This window comes from Flavobacterium sharifuzzamanii, from assembly GCF_003254585.1.
GTDB lineage: Bacteria > Bacteroidota > Bacteroidia > Flavobacteriales > Flavobacteriaceae > Flavobacterium > Flavobacterium sharifuzzamanii.
In genome coordinates this window covers 18,146-33,966 of record NZ_QJGZ01000037.1, presented here as the reverse complement: position 1 = coordinate 33,966, position 15,821 = coordinate 18,146, and the positions used below count along the sequence as shown (strand labels likewise).

At 33.7% G+C, this 15,821-nt stretch carries 14 protein-coding genes; 8 read left to right on the top strand and 6 right to left on the bottom strand.

The genetic code is table 11. The annotated features are described in order from the left end of the window. Positions 1-81 precede the first annotated feature (81 nt). On the bottom strand, positions 82-894 hold the full coding sequence (locus DMA14_RS08700; RefSeq protein WP_111424346.1) for a UbiA prenyltransferase family protein: 813 nt from the start codon (positions 892-894) through the stop codon (positions 82-84). A gap of 196 nt (positions 895-1,090) precedes the next feature. Between DMA14_RS08700 and gcvP the strand changes: the two genes are divergently transcribed. From gcvP to DMA14_RS08670, 6 genes are all read left to right on the top strand, one after another. Then, positions 1,091-3,940, top strand: coding sequence for an aminomethyl-transferring glycine dehydrogenase (gene gcvP / locus DMA14_RS08695; RefSeq protein WP_111424345.1), 2,850 nt, complete (start codon positions 1,091-1,093; stop codon positions 3,938-3,940). Positions 3,941-4,361: 421 nt separating this feature from the next. Further along, positions 4,362-5,420, top strand: coding sequence for a 3-oxoacyl-ACP synthase III family protein (locus DMA14_RS08690; protein ID WP_111424344.1), 1,059 nt, complete (start codon positions 4,362-4,364; stop codon positions 5,418-5,420). 289 nt (positions 5,421-5,709) lie between these two features. Then, the gene (locus DMA14_RS08685) at positions 5,710-6,234 is read left to right on the top strand and encodes a methyltransferase (protein WP_111424343.1); all 525 of its coding nucleotides are present in this window, start codon (positions 5,710-5,712) and stop codon (positions 6,232-6,234) included. A 120-nt stretch (positions 6,235-6,354) separates the two neighbouring features. After that, positions 6,355-7,203: a glycosyltransferase gene (locus DMA14_RS08680; RefSeq protein WP_111424644.1), complete on the top strand. Its 849-nt coding sequence runs from the start codon at positions 6,355-6,357 to the stop codon at positions 7,201-7,203. 79 nt (positions 7,204-7,282) lie between these two features. Beyond that, positions 7,283-8,029 carry an MlaE family ABC transporter permease gene (locus tag DMA14_RS08675; protein ID WP_008464210.1) on the top strand — a complete coding sequence of 249 codons (747 nt, stop codon included), beginning with the start codon at positions 7,283-7,285 and terminating at the stop codon, positions 8,027-8,029. After that, entirely contained in the window at positions 8,029-8,793 is a 765-nt protein-coding gene (locus DMA14_RS08670) for an ABC transporter ATP-binding protein (protein WP_111364526.1), read from the top strand. Before DMA14_RS08675 ends, DMA14_RS08670 begins: the two co-directional genes overlap by 1 nt. Positions 8,794-8,901: 108 nt before the next feature. Here DMA14_RS08670 and DMA14_RS08665 read toward each other — a convergent pair whose 3' ends face one another. From DMA14_RS08665 to DMA14_RS08645, 5 genes are all read right to left on the bottom strand, one after another. Then, positions 8,902-9,498, bottom strand: a complete 597-nt coding sequence (locus DMA14_RS08665) for a SprT-like domain-containing protein (protein WP_111424342.1) — start codon at positions 9,496-9,498, stop codon at positions 8,902-8,904. A gap of 12 nt (positions 9,499-9,510) precedes the next feature. Beyond that, entirely contained in the window at positions 9,511-9,879 is a 369-nt protein-coding gene (locus DMA14_RS08660; protein WP_111424341.1) for a four helix bundle protein, read from the bottom strand. Between the two features lie 27 nt (positions 9,880-9,906). Beyond that, entirely contained in the window at positions 9,907-10,584 is a 678-nt protein-coding gene (locus DMA14_RS08655; protein WP_111424340.1) for an SDR family NAD(P)-dependent oxidoreductase, read from the bottom strand. 35 nt (positions 10,585-10,619) lie between these two features. Continuing rightward, a complete protein-coding gene (locus tag DMA14_RS08650) occupies positions 10,620-11,597 on the bottom strand; it encodes a M20/M25/M40 family metallo-hydrolase (protein WP_111424339.1) in 978 nt (325 codons plus the stop codon). Between the two features lie 131 nt (positions 11,598-11,728). Then, entirely contained in the window at positions 11,729-12,871 is a 1,143-nt protein-coding gene (locus DMA14_RS08645) for an acyl-CoA dehydrogenase (protein WP_111424338.1), read from the bottom strand. A gap of 496 nt (positions 12,872-13,367) precedes the next feature. On the opposite strand from DMA14_RS08645, the gene DMA14_RS08640 reads away from it, so the two are divergent. Together DMA14_RS08640 and DMA14_RS08635 are read left to right on the top strand one after the other, a co-directional pair. Continuing rightward, the gene (locus tag DMA14_RS08640) at positions 13,368-13,943 is read left to right on the top strand and encodes a chalcone isomerase family protein (RefSeq protein ID WP_111424337.1); all 576 of its coding nucleotides are present in this window, start codon (positions 13,368-13,370) and stop codon (positions 13,941-13,943) included. 142 nt (positions 13,944-14,085) lie between these two features. Next, the gene (locus DMA14_RS08635) at positions 14,086-15,312 is read left to right on the top strand and encodes a Glu/Leu/Phe/Val dehydrogenase dimerization domain-containing protein (RefSeq protein WP_111379674.1); all 1,227 of its coding nucleotides are present in this window, start codon (positions 14,086-14,088) and stop codon (positions 15,310-15,312) included. Positions 15,313-15,821: the final 509 nt, after the last annotated feature.

Below are 15,821 nucleotides of genomic sequence, written 5' to 3'. Positions count from 1 at the left end.
AGGAAGAGCGAGGACTTGTAACGGATAGCCCGACCCGGAGGGGCACGCCCAAATCATTTACATACTTGGACATAATTTACCCTAAAGAAAAACCACCATTAGCCACCAAAAAATCGGAACACTTTCTACCCAAAACGAAGTATAATATTTGGAACGATTTGGATTCGCAAAAGCGATAAACAGCATCAGCATGACAACCATAATCAAATTTATTATGGCATCATGATAATTGAAAGTTGTGATAAAAACTTCTAAAAACCAAAACGGAATCAATAATAGAAACCCCAAAAGTTTGGTCTTCTTTACTCCTATTGTCTGCGGAACGGTTTGTAAATGTGGATCGTCGTTGGCTAAATCTAAAATTTCGAAAACCAAAATCAATACGAAAACCAATATAAATCGCTGAATGCATTTGATAAAGAAATCTGTTGTAAACGGAATTTCGGCATTTATTAAAGGCAATACCAAAGTGGCACCAACCCAGCAAAGTGCAACAATATAAATTTTTACGCCTGCCCAGTTTCTGGCATTTCTTCGGTTTGGGAAAAATGGAAGCGTGTAAAGTGCCGTTATCAGAAAAATTACTACCGAAACAATTTGGGTGACTCGCTTTAAATGGAAAAAATAATACCCAACCAAAATCAGCGAAATAAAACTCAAAACAGCGATAATTTTTAGCTGAATTCCAATTGGATTTTTCTTAACACGAACTAAAGCATCATATTTTACAAAATTATATCCTACAATTGTGCCAAAAAAAACAAAAAGCGCCATTGGCTCATCATACTGAATATGAAATACATGAAACGTGATTCGCACAAGAGCGTAACACGATAAAGCCACATGAATACTGCTATTTAGATAAAAATCTAAGATGCGTTTTGATACTATCATACCTCAAATCTAATCATTTATTAACAAACCAAGTCTTTGATTATAAATTTGATAAAAAATGAAGTTAAAAATACCTATTAAATTATTAATAATACTTAATTTTGCGCCACAAAAAAACAACACATTTACTTTTAAATGTGATTCGTACCATAAAATGGTGTACGAACACATTAATTAAAAAAACTTAGATAGCTACATGAAAACAGATGCTTTTGCTTTAAGACACATTGGTCCAAGAGAAACTGATCTTCAGCATATGCTGAAAACTATTGGAGTTGACTCTATCGAGCGACTTATTTATGAAACCCTTCCAGACGACATTCGTTTAAAAGCACCTTTGAATTTAGATCCTGCGATGACTGAATATGAATTCGCAAATCACATTCAGGAATTAGGAAAGAAAAATAAAGTATTCAAATCTTACATTGGTTTGGGTTATCACCCAACTATCGTTCCTGCTCCAATTCAAAGAAATATTTTTGAAAACCCAGGATGGTACACAGCTTACACACCTTATCAGGCAGAAATTGCTCAAGGTCGTCTAGAAGCTATCTTAAATTTCCAAACTACGGTTATCGAATTAACAGGAATGGAAATTGCAAACGCATCTTTACTTGATGAAGGAACTGCTGCTGCAGAAGCGATGGCTTTATTATTTGATGTTCGTACAAGAGATCAAAAGAAAAACAATACACATAAATTCTTCGTTTCTGAAGAAATTTTACCACAAACTTTATCTGTACTTCAAACACGTTCAACTCCAATCGGAATTGAATTAGTTGTTGGAAATCATGAAACTTTTGATTTTTCAAATGAATTCTTTGGTGCTATTTTACAGTACCCAGGAAAATATGGTCAGGTAAATGATTACAGCGCTTTTGTTGCTAAAGCAAAAGAAAATGAAATCAAAGTTGCCTTTGCAGCTGATATTTTATCGTTAGCAACTTTAACTTCTCCAGGAGAAATGGGAGCTGCAGTTGTTGTTGGAACTACTCAACGTTTTGGCGTACCAATGGGTTACGGTGGTCCTCACGCGGCTTACTTTGCAACTAAAGACGAATACAAACGTTCTATGCCGGGTCGTATTATCGGAGTTTCTGTTGACACAAATGGAAACCGTGCTTTACGTATGGCTTTAGGAACTCGTGAACAGCACATCAAACGTGAAAAAGCTACTTCAAACATTTGTACTGCTCAGGTTTTACTAGCAGTTATGGCTGGAATGTACGCTGTTTACCACGGACCAGAAGGTTTGAAATACATTGCAAACAAAGTTCATGCATCGGCGGTTACTACTGCTGAAGCTTTAAATAAAATTGGAGTTTACCAAACTAACTCAGCTTACTTTGATACAATCTTAGTAAAAGCAGACGCTCAAAAAGTAAAAGCAGTTGCTGAGAAAAACGAAGTAAACTTCTTCTATCCAGATGCTGAATCAGTTTCAATTTCATTCAACGAAACGACTTCGATTGCTGACATCAACCAAATCATTGCGATTTTTGCTGAAGCTTTAGGAAAAGAAACTTTCACAGTTTCTGAATTAACTGAAACTAGTCAATTACCAGCTTCGTTAGAAAGAACATCTTCTTTCTTAACACATGATGTATTTAATAATCATCATTCAGAAAGCCAGTTAATGCGTTACATCAAAAAATTAGAGCGTAAAGATTTATCGTTGAATCACTCAATGATTTCATTAGGTTCTTGTACAATGAAATTAAACGCTGCTTCTGAAATGTTGCCTCTTTCAATGCCAAACTGGAACAGCATTCACCCGTTTGCACCAGTTGAACAAGCTGAAGGTTACATCACGATGCTTAAAAAATTAGAGCAGCAATTAAATGTTATCACTGGATTTGCTGGAACAACTTTACAGCCAAACTCAGGAGCTCAAGGAGAATACGCTGGTTTAATGGCTATTCGTGCTTACCACATGTCAAGAAACGAAGGTCACCGTAATGTATGTTTAATTCCTTCATCAGCTCACGGAACAAATCCTGCTTCTGCTGCTATGGCTGGAATGAAAATCATTGTTACTAAAACAACTCCAGAAGGAAATATCGACGTAGAAGATTTAAGAGCAAAAGCTATTGAACACAAAGATGACTTATCTTGTTTAATGGTAACATATCCTTCTACTCACGGAGTTTACGAATCTTCAATTATTGAAATCACTAAATTAATCCACGAAAACGGCGGATTAGTATATATGGATGGTGCAAACATGAATGCACAAGTTGGATTAACAAATCCTGCTACTATTGGTGCTGACGTTTGTCACTTAAACTTACACAAAACATTTGCTATTCCTCACGGAGGTGGTGGACCTGGAGTTGGACCAATTTGTGTGAACGAAAAATTAGTTCCGTTCTTGCCAACAAATCCAATCTTAAAAGTTGGTGGTGAACAAGCAATTACTGCTATTTCATCTGCACCTTACGGATCTGCTTTAGTATGTTTAATCTCTTACGGTTACATCACAATGATGGGTGCTGAAGGATTAAAAAGTGCTACAGAACACGCAATCTTGAATGCTAACTACATGAAAGCGCGTTTCGAAGGGCACTACCCAATTCTTTATACAGGAGAATGCGGAAGAGCTGCTCACGAAATGATTTTAGATTGCCGTTCATTTAAAGAAAACGGAATCGAAGTTGGTGATATCGCTAAACGTTTGATGGATTACGGTTTCCACGCTCCTACGGTTTCTTTCCCAGTAGCAGGAACTTTAATGATCGAACCTACGGAATCTGAGGATTTAGCTGAATTAGATCGTTTCTGCGATGCTCTTATCTCAATTAGAAAAGAGATCGAAACTGCGACAGCTGATGACACAAACAATGTATTAAAAAATGCACCTCATACATTAGCTATGTTAACTTCTGATTCTTGGGATTTCCCTTATTCAAGAGAAAAAGCAGCTTATCCATTAGATTACATCGCTGACAATAAATTCTGGCCATCAGTTCGTCGTGTAGATGATGCTTACGGTGACAGAAATTTAGTTTGTAGCTGTGCTCCAATCGAAGCTTATATGGAAAGCTAAAATTTAGTTTTCTTATAAATATCCAAACCCGACAGATTTTAAAATTTGTCGGGTTTTATTTTTTATTTCAGGTTTCAAGTTTCAGGTTTCAGGTTCTAACATAACTTGAAACCTGAAACTTGAAACTTTTATCAAACAAAAACACCAAAGAAGAAATCTGATTTAAAGAAACATAACTTTCTGCTAATCTTTTGTGAAATTATTGTCGCTAAATTAAAATTAAAGCAAAAAAACTTTACGTTCAAAATCGTCTTCAATCGTTTGAAATCTAGGAAATATTAAAAAATCATTAGAAGAAAAACAATATATCAAGCGAAAAATAGTTATTTCATAATTATATGCATGCATACTATTTTTTATGATTGTTATCATAATATTATTTATACATTAGCACTAAATTTATCGGATAATTAAGGGAAAAATGAAAATAAAAATTATTGGCATTGGGAGCTATATTCCTAATCTAGAAGTAAAAAACACAGATTTTGATAAACATGTTTTTTTAAATGAGGATGGAACTCCTTTTGGTTATCCGAACGAAGTTGTTATTAAAAAATTCAAAGGCATTACGGGAATTGAAAATCGCCGTTATGCCGAACCACAATACAATGCCTCTGATTTAGCTTTCTTTGCTGCTGAAAAAGCAATTGCAAATGCTGAAATTGATGCTGAAACTTTAGACTATATTATCATCGCTCATAATTTTGGAGATGTAAAACCAGGAACTACTCAGTCTGATATTTTACCGAGTTTAGCAACACGAGTGAAAAACAAACTAGGAATTAAAAACCCTAAGTGTGTGGCTTATGATATTATTTTTGGATGTCCAGGATGGATCGAAGGCGTTTTGCAAGCCAATGCTTTCATCAAATCTGGAATGGCAAAAAGAGTAATGGTAATTGGAGCTGAAACGCTATCAAGAGTTGTTGATGATCACGATCGTGATTCGATGATTTATTCTGATGGTGCAGGTGCTTCAATCTTAGAAGCTTCAACTGACGAAACAGGATTATTAGCTTACGAAAGTGCAACTTATGCAACTGACGAAGCTGGCTACCTTTTCTTCGGAAAATCATATAACAAAGATTTAGATCCAGATACGAAATATATTAAAATGTATGGACGTAAAATCTACGAATTCGCTTTAAGCAATGTTCCTTGCGCAATGAAAAGCTGTTTGGATAAAAGCGGCATCGGAATTGACGAAGTGAAAAAAATCCTTATCCATCAAGCAAACGAAAAAATGGATGAAGCGATTATCGAACGTTTCTACAAATTATACGACAAAACAGCTCCTAAAGACATTATGCCAATGAGCATTCATGATTTAGGAAACAGCAGTGTTGCAACCGTTCCTACTTTGTACGATTTAATTCTTCAGAAAAAAGTTGAAGGTCACGAAATCAATAAAGGTGATGTTCTTATTTTTGCTTCAGTTGGAGCTGGAATGAACATTAATGCTTTTGTCTATAGATATTAAATTTAAAGTCGAGGAAATAATCTCGCGAAGTTGCGAAAGTTTTTTAACCATATAAGTAATATAAGATATATTAAGTTTTCTCTTAATTGAACTTGTATTACTTATATGGTTTATTTTTTTATCAAAACTTTGCGACTTCACTCCCGATAGCTATCGGGATTGCAAGAAATTCATTTTAAAACTTAGCACCTCAACTGAATACTAAAAACTGAACACTGATTACTTTTTTAGTATATTTGCGACCTAATTAACAATTCATGAACGAGAGATTAGTTCGTTCGCAATGACTATGTACGAAAAAACGTTTCCGAATAAAAGATTCAAACTTACTTTAGAGTTTTTAAAAAAACATGTTAGCACATCTGAAACTATTTTTGATTTTGGCGTGCCAAATCCGTTTTCAAAAATAATGGAAGAAAACGGCTATACTGTAAAAAACACAAAAGGCGAAGATTTAGATAACGATCAAACAGCTTTACAAACAGAAGATTATACCGTTTTTACAGCTTTTGAAATTTTCGAACATTTACTAAATCCATACACAATTTTACAAAATGTAAAATGTGATAAATTGTTAATTTCAATTCCGTTACGTTTATGGTTTTCGCCAGCTTATCGTTCTAAAACAGATATGTGGGATAGACATTACCACGAATTTGAGGATTGGCAGTTGGATTGGCTTTTGGAAAAAACAGGTTGGAAAATAACTGACCGCCTTCAATTTACGCATCCAGTAAAAAAGCTTGGAATCAGACCATTATTGAGATATTTTACTCCAAGATATTATATCGTGGTAGCGGAAAGGATAAAATAAAAATTCCAATATATAAATTCCAAATTCCAACTTTAACCTTAACGGTAAGATTGGAATTTGGAATTTTAGAAAATTGGGATTAATTCCCAAGATTTGGAATTTAAAAAATTGGAATTTAATATGAAGTACTACATCGTCATTCCCGCACACAACGAAGAAAATCTAATTGGCTTAACATTACAGTCTCTAGTTACTCAAACTGTCCTGCCTTCTAAAGTTGTGGTTGTAAATGATAATTCTACAGATAAAACTGAAGAAGTTGTTTTGGGATTCGCAAAAGAAAACCCATACATTTCTGTTGTAAACAAAACTTCAGATGCAATTCATTTACCGGGAAGCAAAGTAATTCAGGCTTTTCAGAAAGGTTTTGAAACTCTGGATTCTGATTATGATATTATTGTAAAAATAGACGGCGATTTAATTTTTCCTCCAAACTATTTCGAAACTATAATTAAACATTTCGAATCTGATGCTAAAATCGGAATGGCTGGCGGATTCTGCTATATTGATAAAAACGGCGAATGGGTTCTGGAAAATCTAACCGATAAAGATCATATTCGAGGCGCCTTAAAAGCCTATAGAAAAGAAACGTTTCAACAAATTGGTGGCTTACGACCAGCGATGGGTTGGGACACAGTTGATGAATTACTTTGTAAATATTACGATTGGAAAATAGTTACTGACCAATCTTTGCATGTAAAACATCTAAAACCAACTGGCGCAAACTATAACAAGACAGCTCGTTATAAACAAGGCGAAGCTTTTTACACTTTAGGTTATGGTTTTTGGATTACTGCTATTGCTTCAGCAAAACTGGCAATGATGAAGAAAAAACCATTTCTATTTTTAGATTACATTAAAGGATTTATGAAAGCTAAAAGCGCCAAAACTCCTTTATTAGTAACTCCCGAACAAGCTAAGTTTATTAGAAATTATCGTTTAAAAAAAATGAAAGAAAAGTTAATTTGAGTAGTAAAACACTCGAAAAAACTGAACTCATAACTCATAACTCATAACTTCTTTTTACCTTAGCCAATATTTAAAACTTATGATGCTAATTCGTTATTTATCCCAAATAGGAAAATATTTTTTAATGCTGAAAGAAATTTTCAATAAACAGACCAAATGGTCGGTTATGAAAAATTTAATTTTCAAAGAAATTGATGATTTGATTATTGATTCCCTTGGAATTGTCTGCTTTATATCTTTTTTCATTGGAGGAGTTGTTGCCATTCAAACAGCTTTAAACTTAACTAATCCATTAATCCCAAAATATTTAATTGGTTTTGCAACACGTCAATCTGTAGTTTTGGAGTTTGCCCCTACTTTTATTTCAGTAATTATGGCTGGAAAAATGGGATCTTACATTACTTCAAGTATCGGAACAATGCGTGTTACGGAGCAAATTGATGCTTTAGAAGTTATGGGAGTTAACTCAGTAAACTACCTTGTTTTCCCAAAAATTATAGCTTTATTAATGTACCCTTTTGTAATCGGAATTAGTATGTTTTTAGGAATTTTTGGAGGATGGCTTGCTTGTGCTTACGGAGGATTCTCGACAGGCGCAGATTTTATTATGGGAGCTCAGAAAGATTTCATACCATTTCATATTACGTATGCCTTTATCAAAACTTTAATCTTCGCCATGTTATTGGCAACAATCCCATCTTTTCATGGTTATTACATGAAAGGTGGCGCATTAGAAGTTGGTAAAGCAAGTACAACATCGTTTGTATGGACATCTGTTACTATTATCCTTCTAAATTATATATTAACTCAATTATTACTAGGATAATGATAGAAGTAAAAAATATAGAAAAATCATTTGGCGACAGCAAGGTTTTAAAAGGCGTATCGACCGTATTTGAAACTGGAAAAACCAACTTGATTATTGGACAAAGTGGATCTGGAAAAACAGTTTTACTAAAGACATTGTTAGGAATTCACACACCAGACTCAGGAACAATTGAATTTGACGGAAGAGTTTATTCTGATTTGGACAAAGACGAAAAACGTGACTTGAGAACTGAAATCGGAATGGTATTTCAAGGAAGTGCTTTATTTGACTCTATGACTGTTGAAGAAAATGTGGCTTTCCCATTAAAAATGTTTACTAACAATAGTAAAGCACAAATCAAAGAACGTGTTGATTTTGTTTTAGAAAGAGTAAATCTGGTTGACGCACATAAAAAATTACCTTCTGAAATTTCTGGAGGTATGCAGAAACGTGTGGCAATTGCACGTGCTATTGTAAACAATCCGAAATATTTGTTTTGTGACGAACCAAACTCAGGTTTAGATCCGAATACTTCGATTTTGATTGATAACTTGATTCAGGAAATTACAAAAGAATACAATATCACGACCGTAATCAATACACACGATATGAATTCTGTAATGGAAATCGGTGAAAATATTGTTTTCTTAAAAAAAGGACTAAAAGCTTGGCAGGGAACTAAAGAAGAAATCTTTAGAACCGATAATGAAGCAATCGTTAAATTTGTCTATTCTTCAAACTTATTCAAGAAAGTACGTGAAGCTTATTTGAAAGGGCTTTAGAATTTTTAATTTCAAAATAGTAAAATCCCAAATTCCAATTGTAGTACACTTAGGAATTTGGGATTTCTTTATTGGTTTTTGGAATTTGGAATTTAGATATTGGAATTTTCAATGAATTAACTCAACCTCAGCATTTGGATTAAAAAGATAGGTTTTTCCAGAGCTAATTTCGATGCATTCAAAACGTTTGGTTCTAACAGCCAATTTCTTGAATACTTTACCGTTTTTGATTCTAAAAACACTTCCATACGGAATCTCAAAAACATAATTCTTATCGCTGTCTTTGTCATATTGTTTTAAAGCCAAAGATAAAGTCGTATCGGTATCACTACTCGCTGAAGGATTTTTAAAATGCCTCGCAAGCAAAGGCAAAATCTGTCCAGGAAATATTTCTGGCCGAATAAACGGAACCATCAAACGCTGAAAAGTATATTTCCATTCATTTCCATGCGGTTTTATATTTCGTCCAAACTTCTCAAAAGCAACCAAATGTGCAATTTCATGAATCAACGTGATTAAAAACCTGTACTTATTCAAACTTGCATTAACCGTAATTTCGTGCTTCCCGCTTGGTCCGCGTCTATAATCTCCATGACGCGTCTGACGTTCGTTTACGATTTTCAAATGAACCTGATTGGCCACTATCAAATCAAAAACGGGTTTTACCGCATGTTCTGGAATATATTTAGCTAAAGTTTCGCTCAATTTAATTATGAATTATGAGTTTTGAGTTATGAGTTTTTTCTTTGTTGTTAAAATTATACTTTTTATGATTTTTAGCACTTCTTCAAATTGCTTGTGCATTGATTCAAATTCCGCATTAGAAATATAATTCGTAGCAATCAATATTTCCAACCAATACATTGATTCATCACATTCTTTTTGAGAAATCGATAATTTATGAATAAAATCAGGTTTGCTTTGAGCATTCACAGCTTCCCGAACATTGGCACCAACTGAAGTAACCGAACGCAAAAACTGCTTACTCATTACAAATTCTTTCCTTTCTGAAACTAGCCATTTATAAAAATTAACTCCTCTTACAGCTAACTCAAAACTTTTAGTTTTCACAATACTCTCACTCATAATTCAAAACTCATAATTCATAACTATTTACGGATTCGTTGAAGAAACTTCTAACACTTTTCCGTTAAAATATTTATTTCCGTTTAATGTGAAATCATAAATATAAGTTGCCATTCCTTCTGCTGAAATTGGCGCTTGGTATCCAGGGAAAGCTTCGTTTAGCATTTCGGTCTGAACAGATCCTAAAGCCAGAACATTAAATGAAATTCCTTTTTCTTTATATTCTTCTGCTAATAATTCGCTTAAAGTAATCACAGCGCCTTTACTCGAACTATACGCCGCCAATCCGGCAAACTTCAAACTTCCGCGAACTCCGCCAATCGAACTTATAGTAACAACATGGCTTCCTTTTTCTAAATACGGAATACAGATACGAGTCAAATTCGCTACTGCAAAAACATTCACTTTATAAATACTTTCAAAATCTGCCTGAGTAGTTTCTGCAAAAGGTTTTAAAAGCAAAGCTCCTGCATTATGAACTACTGCATCAACTTTTTTCCAAGTTGAAGAAAGGAAATTTTCGACTTGACCTAAAGCCGTTTCATCTGCCAAATCAACAGACAGACAAGTTATGTTTTGATGTTCTAAAAGTGCTTGCGGTATTTTTCTGGAAATGGCCAAAACCTGATGGCCAGCTTCAGCAAATTTCAAGGCTAATTCATAACCAATTCCTCTGCTTGTTCCTGTAACAATAATATTTTTCATGGAGCAAAAATAATCAAATGCTGTAAAACAGCCTCTTATTTATTCATGGTTATTTCTTGCGTAGGCGAAACAGCAATTTTTGTCACGGCTGGCAATAATTCCTGAGTGAATGCAGTGATATGCGGAATATCCATTACTTTAAATTCATCTGAAACATGGTGATAAAAATCAAAATTTTCAAAGTCAAAAGTACTTACAGATTGACATGGTTTGCCAAAAGCTTGAAAGAACGAATAATTATCTGAACGATAGAACAATTGATATTCTGCTTCTTTTGGCAAAAATCCGATAGTCTTTTTCCCTGTATATTCGTTTATTTTTTGCGCCATGTTCGATTTATCAAAACCTGTAATGTATGCTAAATAATCACGCTTCATTGGCACACCAATCATTTCGATATTTAATTGTGTATAAAGGTTGAAGTTTTGTTTTTTTAATTTCTCTACTAAACTTTTAGACCCTAATAATCCTTTTTCTTCTCCAGCAAAGAATACTATCAAAATACTTCTCTTATTCGATTTTGTTTCGCTAAAATATTTTGCCATCGCCGCAACAGAAGTTACCCCCGAAGCATCATCATTCGCACCATTATTTATTTTATCGGCTTGTTCTTTTTTCTCCAAACCAATATGATCATAATGTGCACTTAATACGACAAATTCTTTTTTTAATTGAGGATCAGTTCCTTCAATAACTCCAACAATATTAAAAGCTGGAGACTCAAAATTGGTTAAAGTATCACGATAGGTCTTAAAATATGGTTTGATTTTATTTTTCTTTAAAAAATCCTCCAAGAAAACAGCCGCTTTTTCAATTCCTTTTGTTCCAGTTTCACGTCCTTCCAATTCATCAGAAGAAAGATACTTCAGGAAATCTGAGATTTCATTTTCTCTTACTTTATAACTGATTTCTAGTGGCTTTGCATTTATTTTTACTTCATTTTCCTTTGTCGTTGAAGTTCCCGATTTACAGGCTAAAAAAATAACTGGAAGCAAAAAGTATAGCTTTCTCATGGTTTTCTGTTTTTATTGATGATTGATAATAAAATTTATTGGAGCATAAACTTATGAAAAGTAATAGAATATTCATAAAAAAACCCTTTCAACTAAAAGCCGAAAGGGTATAAAAAAAATTCTAAGATTATTTATCCAGCAATAACCGCTCTAGAAATTACGATTTTCTGAATTTCAGAAGTTCCTTCGTAAATCTGAGTAATTTTTGCATCACGCATTAAACGCTCTACATGATATTCTTTTACGTATCCGTTACCTCCGTGAATTTGAACCGCTTCAACTGCAGTGTCCATGGCAACTTGCGAAGCAAATAATTTTGCCATCGCACCGCTCACGTCGTAATTTTTATGATTGTCTTTATCCCAAGCTGCTTTCATACACAAATGACGCGCTGCTTCAATATTAACAGCCATATCTGCCAATTTAAAAGCAATTGCCTGATGATTGCAGATTTCAGTTCCAAAAGCTTTACGCTCTTTTGAATATTTTAGAGCCAACTCATAAGCTCCAGAAGCAATTCCTAAAGCTTGAGATGCAATACCGATTCTACCTCCAGCAAGAGTTTTCATTGCAAATTTAAATCCGAAACCATCCTCACCAATTCTATTTTCTTTTGGAACTTTTACATCAGAAAACATTAAAGAGTGCGTATCAGAACCGCGAATTCCCATTTTTTGCTCTTTTGGACCAACTGAGAAACCTGGCATATCTTTCGTCATAATCAAAGCATTGATTCCTTTATGCTTCAATTCTGGATGAGTTTGTGCAATTACTAAATATACAGATGCTGTATTTCCGTTTGTAATCCAGTTTTTTGTACCATTAACTAAATAATGGTCTCCCATATCAATTGCTGTCGTTTTTTGTGAAGTTGCATCACTTCCTGCTTCAGGCTCGCTTAAACAAAACGCTCCGTGAATTTCTCCAGAAGCTAAACCTGGCAAGTATTTTTGTTTTTGCTCTTCAGTTCCAAACTCTTGCAATCCCCAGCAAACTAATGAATTGTTTACTGACATAACAACAGAAGCAGAAGCATCAACTTTAGAAATTTCTTCCATTGCAATAACATAAGAAATAGCGTCAAGACCGCTTCCTCCATATTTAGGATCAACCATCATTCCAAGAAATCCAAGCTCACCCATTTTCTTGATTTGCTCAGTTGGAAAAATTTGTTTTTCGTCACGTTCAATAACTCCCGGCAATAATTCATTTTGAGCAAAATCTCTTGCTGCCTGCTGAATCATTAAATGTTCTTCGGTAAGATTAAAATCCATAGTAGTTTACTTTAAATGTTTTTCTCAACCAGATTTCAAACAGATTTCTTTAGTTGATGATTTTTTATGTTTTTTTGTGATTTTTCGTTGCCTTATTTTTTTATGCAAAGGCTTCCAAAGATACTTTTTAAATGTTTAAATTACAATGCGCGCATACAAAATTAATAGATCAGCAAAGATTACGATAACGTTTTCGTTATTATTTAACTTTTTTTTGAAAAGAGCATTAATTTGATAACAATTTCTATAAAAGTTTTGATTGAAAAATTAGGGCTGAAAGTGTTTTTTAAATCCAAAAAAAACCATTTTAAATCACCTAAAACGTTAGACAATTCTTAAAATCAGTAAAAGTACGTAAACCTACTCTTACTAAATTGATTGTTAATGCAATACAACTATTAAACATGAAAATTTTAGTAAAAAAACATTTCCAATATGACCTAAATATTAATAAATTACTATTATTTTTGCCTTAAAAATAAAAATTTGATAGAATATGAAAAAGATTTTACTTTTACTGGCATTCCTTTTAAGCTTGCAATTTTCTACTGTTTCAGCCCAAACTCAAATTGATGTTAATGGTGTTACAGTTCCTAGAAAAATAGAATTTCAAGGCAAACCATTACAATTAAACGGAGCAGGCGGAAGATCAAAAATGTGGTTGGAAGTTTATGTTCAAGCACTTTATTTATCGCAATTAACTCAAGATCCGCAATTCATTATTGATAGTGATACTGAGATGGCTGTTAGAATTGAAATTACTTCTTCTATGGTTTCTTCAAGTAAACTGACAAAAGCAATGAACACAGGTTTTGAAAAATCTGCGGGAGCAAATCTTGAGCAATTGCGTCCAAGAATTGAGCAGTTAAAAAGTTATCTAAGTGATGCCATTACAGAAAAAGATGTTTTCATTTTAGCATACAATCCGTTAGACCAAAATGTTTACGTGAGTAAAAATGAAGTTCTAAAAGGAAAAATTCCTGGATTCGATTTCAAAAAAGCATTATTCGGAATCTGGCTTTCTGACAAACCAGTTGACGAAACTTTGAAAAAACACTTATTAGGACAATAAATCTTAATTTTTTAAATATTCTGAAAGCCGAAAACCAAATAGTTTTCGGCTTTTCTTTTTTGTTTTATAAATTTGATGCAAAATACATTATTCGCATTATTCTATTTTATACATTTACGCAAAATAAACATATCACAACAAAATGAAAGATTTATTACAACAATTTGAAAACAAAGCACCTGAAATTGTTTTCAATTGGAAAGATTCAGAAACAGAAGCCGAAGGGTGGACTGTTATTAATTCACTTCGTGGAGGAGCTGCAGGTGGAGGAACAAGAATGAGAAAAGGCTTAGACATGAATGAAGTTTTGTCTTTGGCTAAAACTATGGAAGTTAAATTCTCAGTTTCTGGTCCTGCAATTGGAGGAGCTAAATCTGGAATAAATTTTGATCCGAACGATCCTCGCAAAAAAGGTGTTTTGCAGCGTTGGTACAAAGCCGTTTCTCCGTTATTGAAAAGCTACTATGGAACTGGGGGAGATTTGAATGTTGATGAGATTCACGAAGTAATTCCAATGACAGAAGAATGTGGTGTTTGGCATCCGCAGGAAGGTGTTTTCAACGGACACTTTAAACCAACAGAAGCTGATAAAATTAATAGAATCGGGCAATTGCGTCAAGGTGTTATTAAGGTTATCGAAAACCCAAAATTCTCACCAGACGTTACTAGAAAATATACTGTTGCTGATATGATTACCGGATATGGTGTAGCAGAAGCAGTTCGTCATTTTTATGCAACTTATGGCGGAGACATTAAAGGTAAAAAAGCAATCGTGCAAGGTTTTGGAAACGTAGGTTCTGCTGCTGCTTTCTATTTAGCCGAAATGGGTGCGAAAGTAATCGGAATTATTGACCGTGATGGCGGATTAATAAAAGAAGAAGGTTTTTCTTTTGAAGAAATCAGAACTTTGTTCTTAAATAAAGACGGAAATAAATTGGTTGCCGATAACATGATTCCGTTTGAGGAAATCAATTCTAAAATCTGGACTATTGGTGCTGAGATCTTCACTCCTTGTGCCGCTTCAAGATTGGTAACACAAGCTCAAATTGACAGTTTAGTTGCAAACGGATTAGAAGTAATCTCTTGTGGAGCGAATGTTCCTTTTGCTGACAAAGAAATTTTCTTTGGTTCTATTATGGAAGAAGTAGATAGCAAAGTAAGTTTGATTCCTGATTTTATTTCAAACTGCGGAATGGCAAGAGTTTTTGCTTATTTCATGGAGAAAAAAGTTCAAATGACAGACGAGGCTATTTTTAATGATACATCAGACACGATTAAAAATGCAATCGTTAAAGCTCATGCTTTGAGTTCGTCTAAAACAAATATTAGTGCAACTGCTTTTGAGATTGCATTGAAACAGTTAGTGTAATTTTTTTATACTTTATTCTAAACGAGCCACATTATTGTTTGGCTCGTTTTTTTTGTCATAGATTTTTTAACGCAAAGTACGCTAAGGTATTTTAATTTGAAACGCAAGCAATATCTAAATATTAAGTTCGCAAAGCTTTGCCTAGACCATGCTTTGTGAACTTTTAATCTTAAGATTCACTCAAATTTAAGACAAATAAAACTTTGCGTTTCTTTGCGTAAATCTTTGCGTTATAATTACAAGCATTTTTTTAACGCAAAGTACGCTAAGGCATTTTAATTTGAAACGCAAGCAATATCTAAATATTAAGTTCGCAAAGCTTTGCCTAGATCATGCTTTGCGAACTTTTAATCTTAAGATTCACTCAAATTTAAGTCAATTGAAACTTTGCGTTTCTTTGCGTAAATCTTAGCGTACTTTGCGTTAAAAATTAAAAAAAAACTTAGCGCCCTTTGCGGTTAAATTCTCTCTTTCATTCTAAACAATTTTTACTACTTTTAAACGTTTTT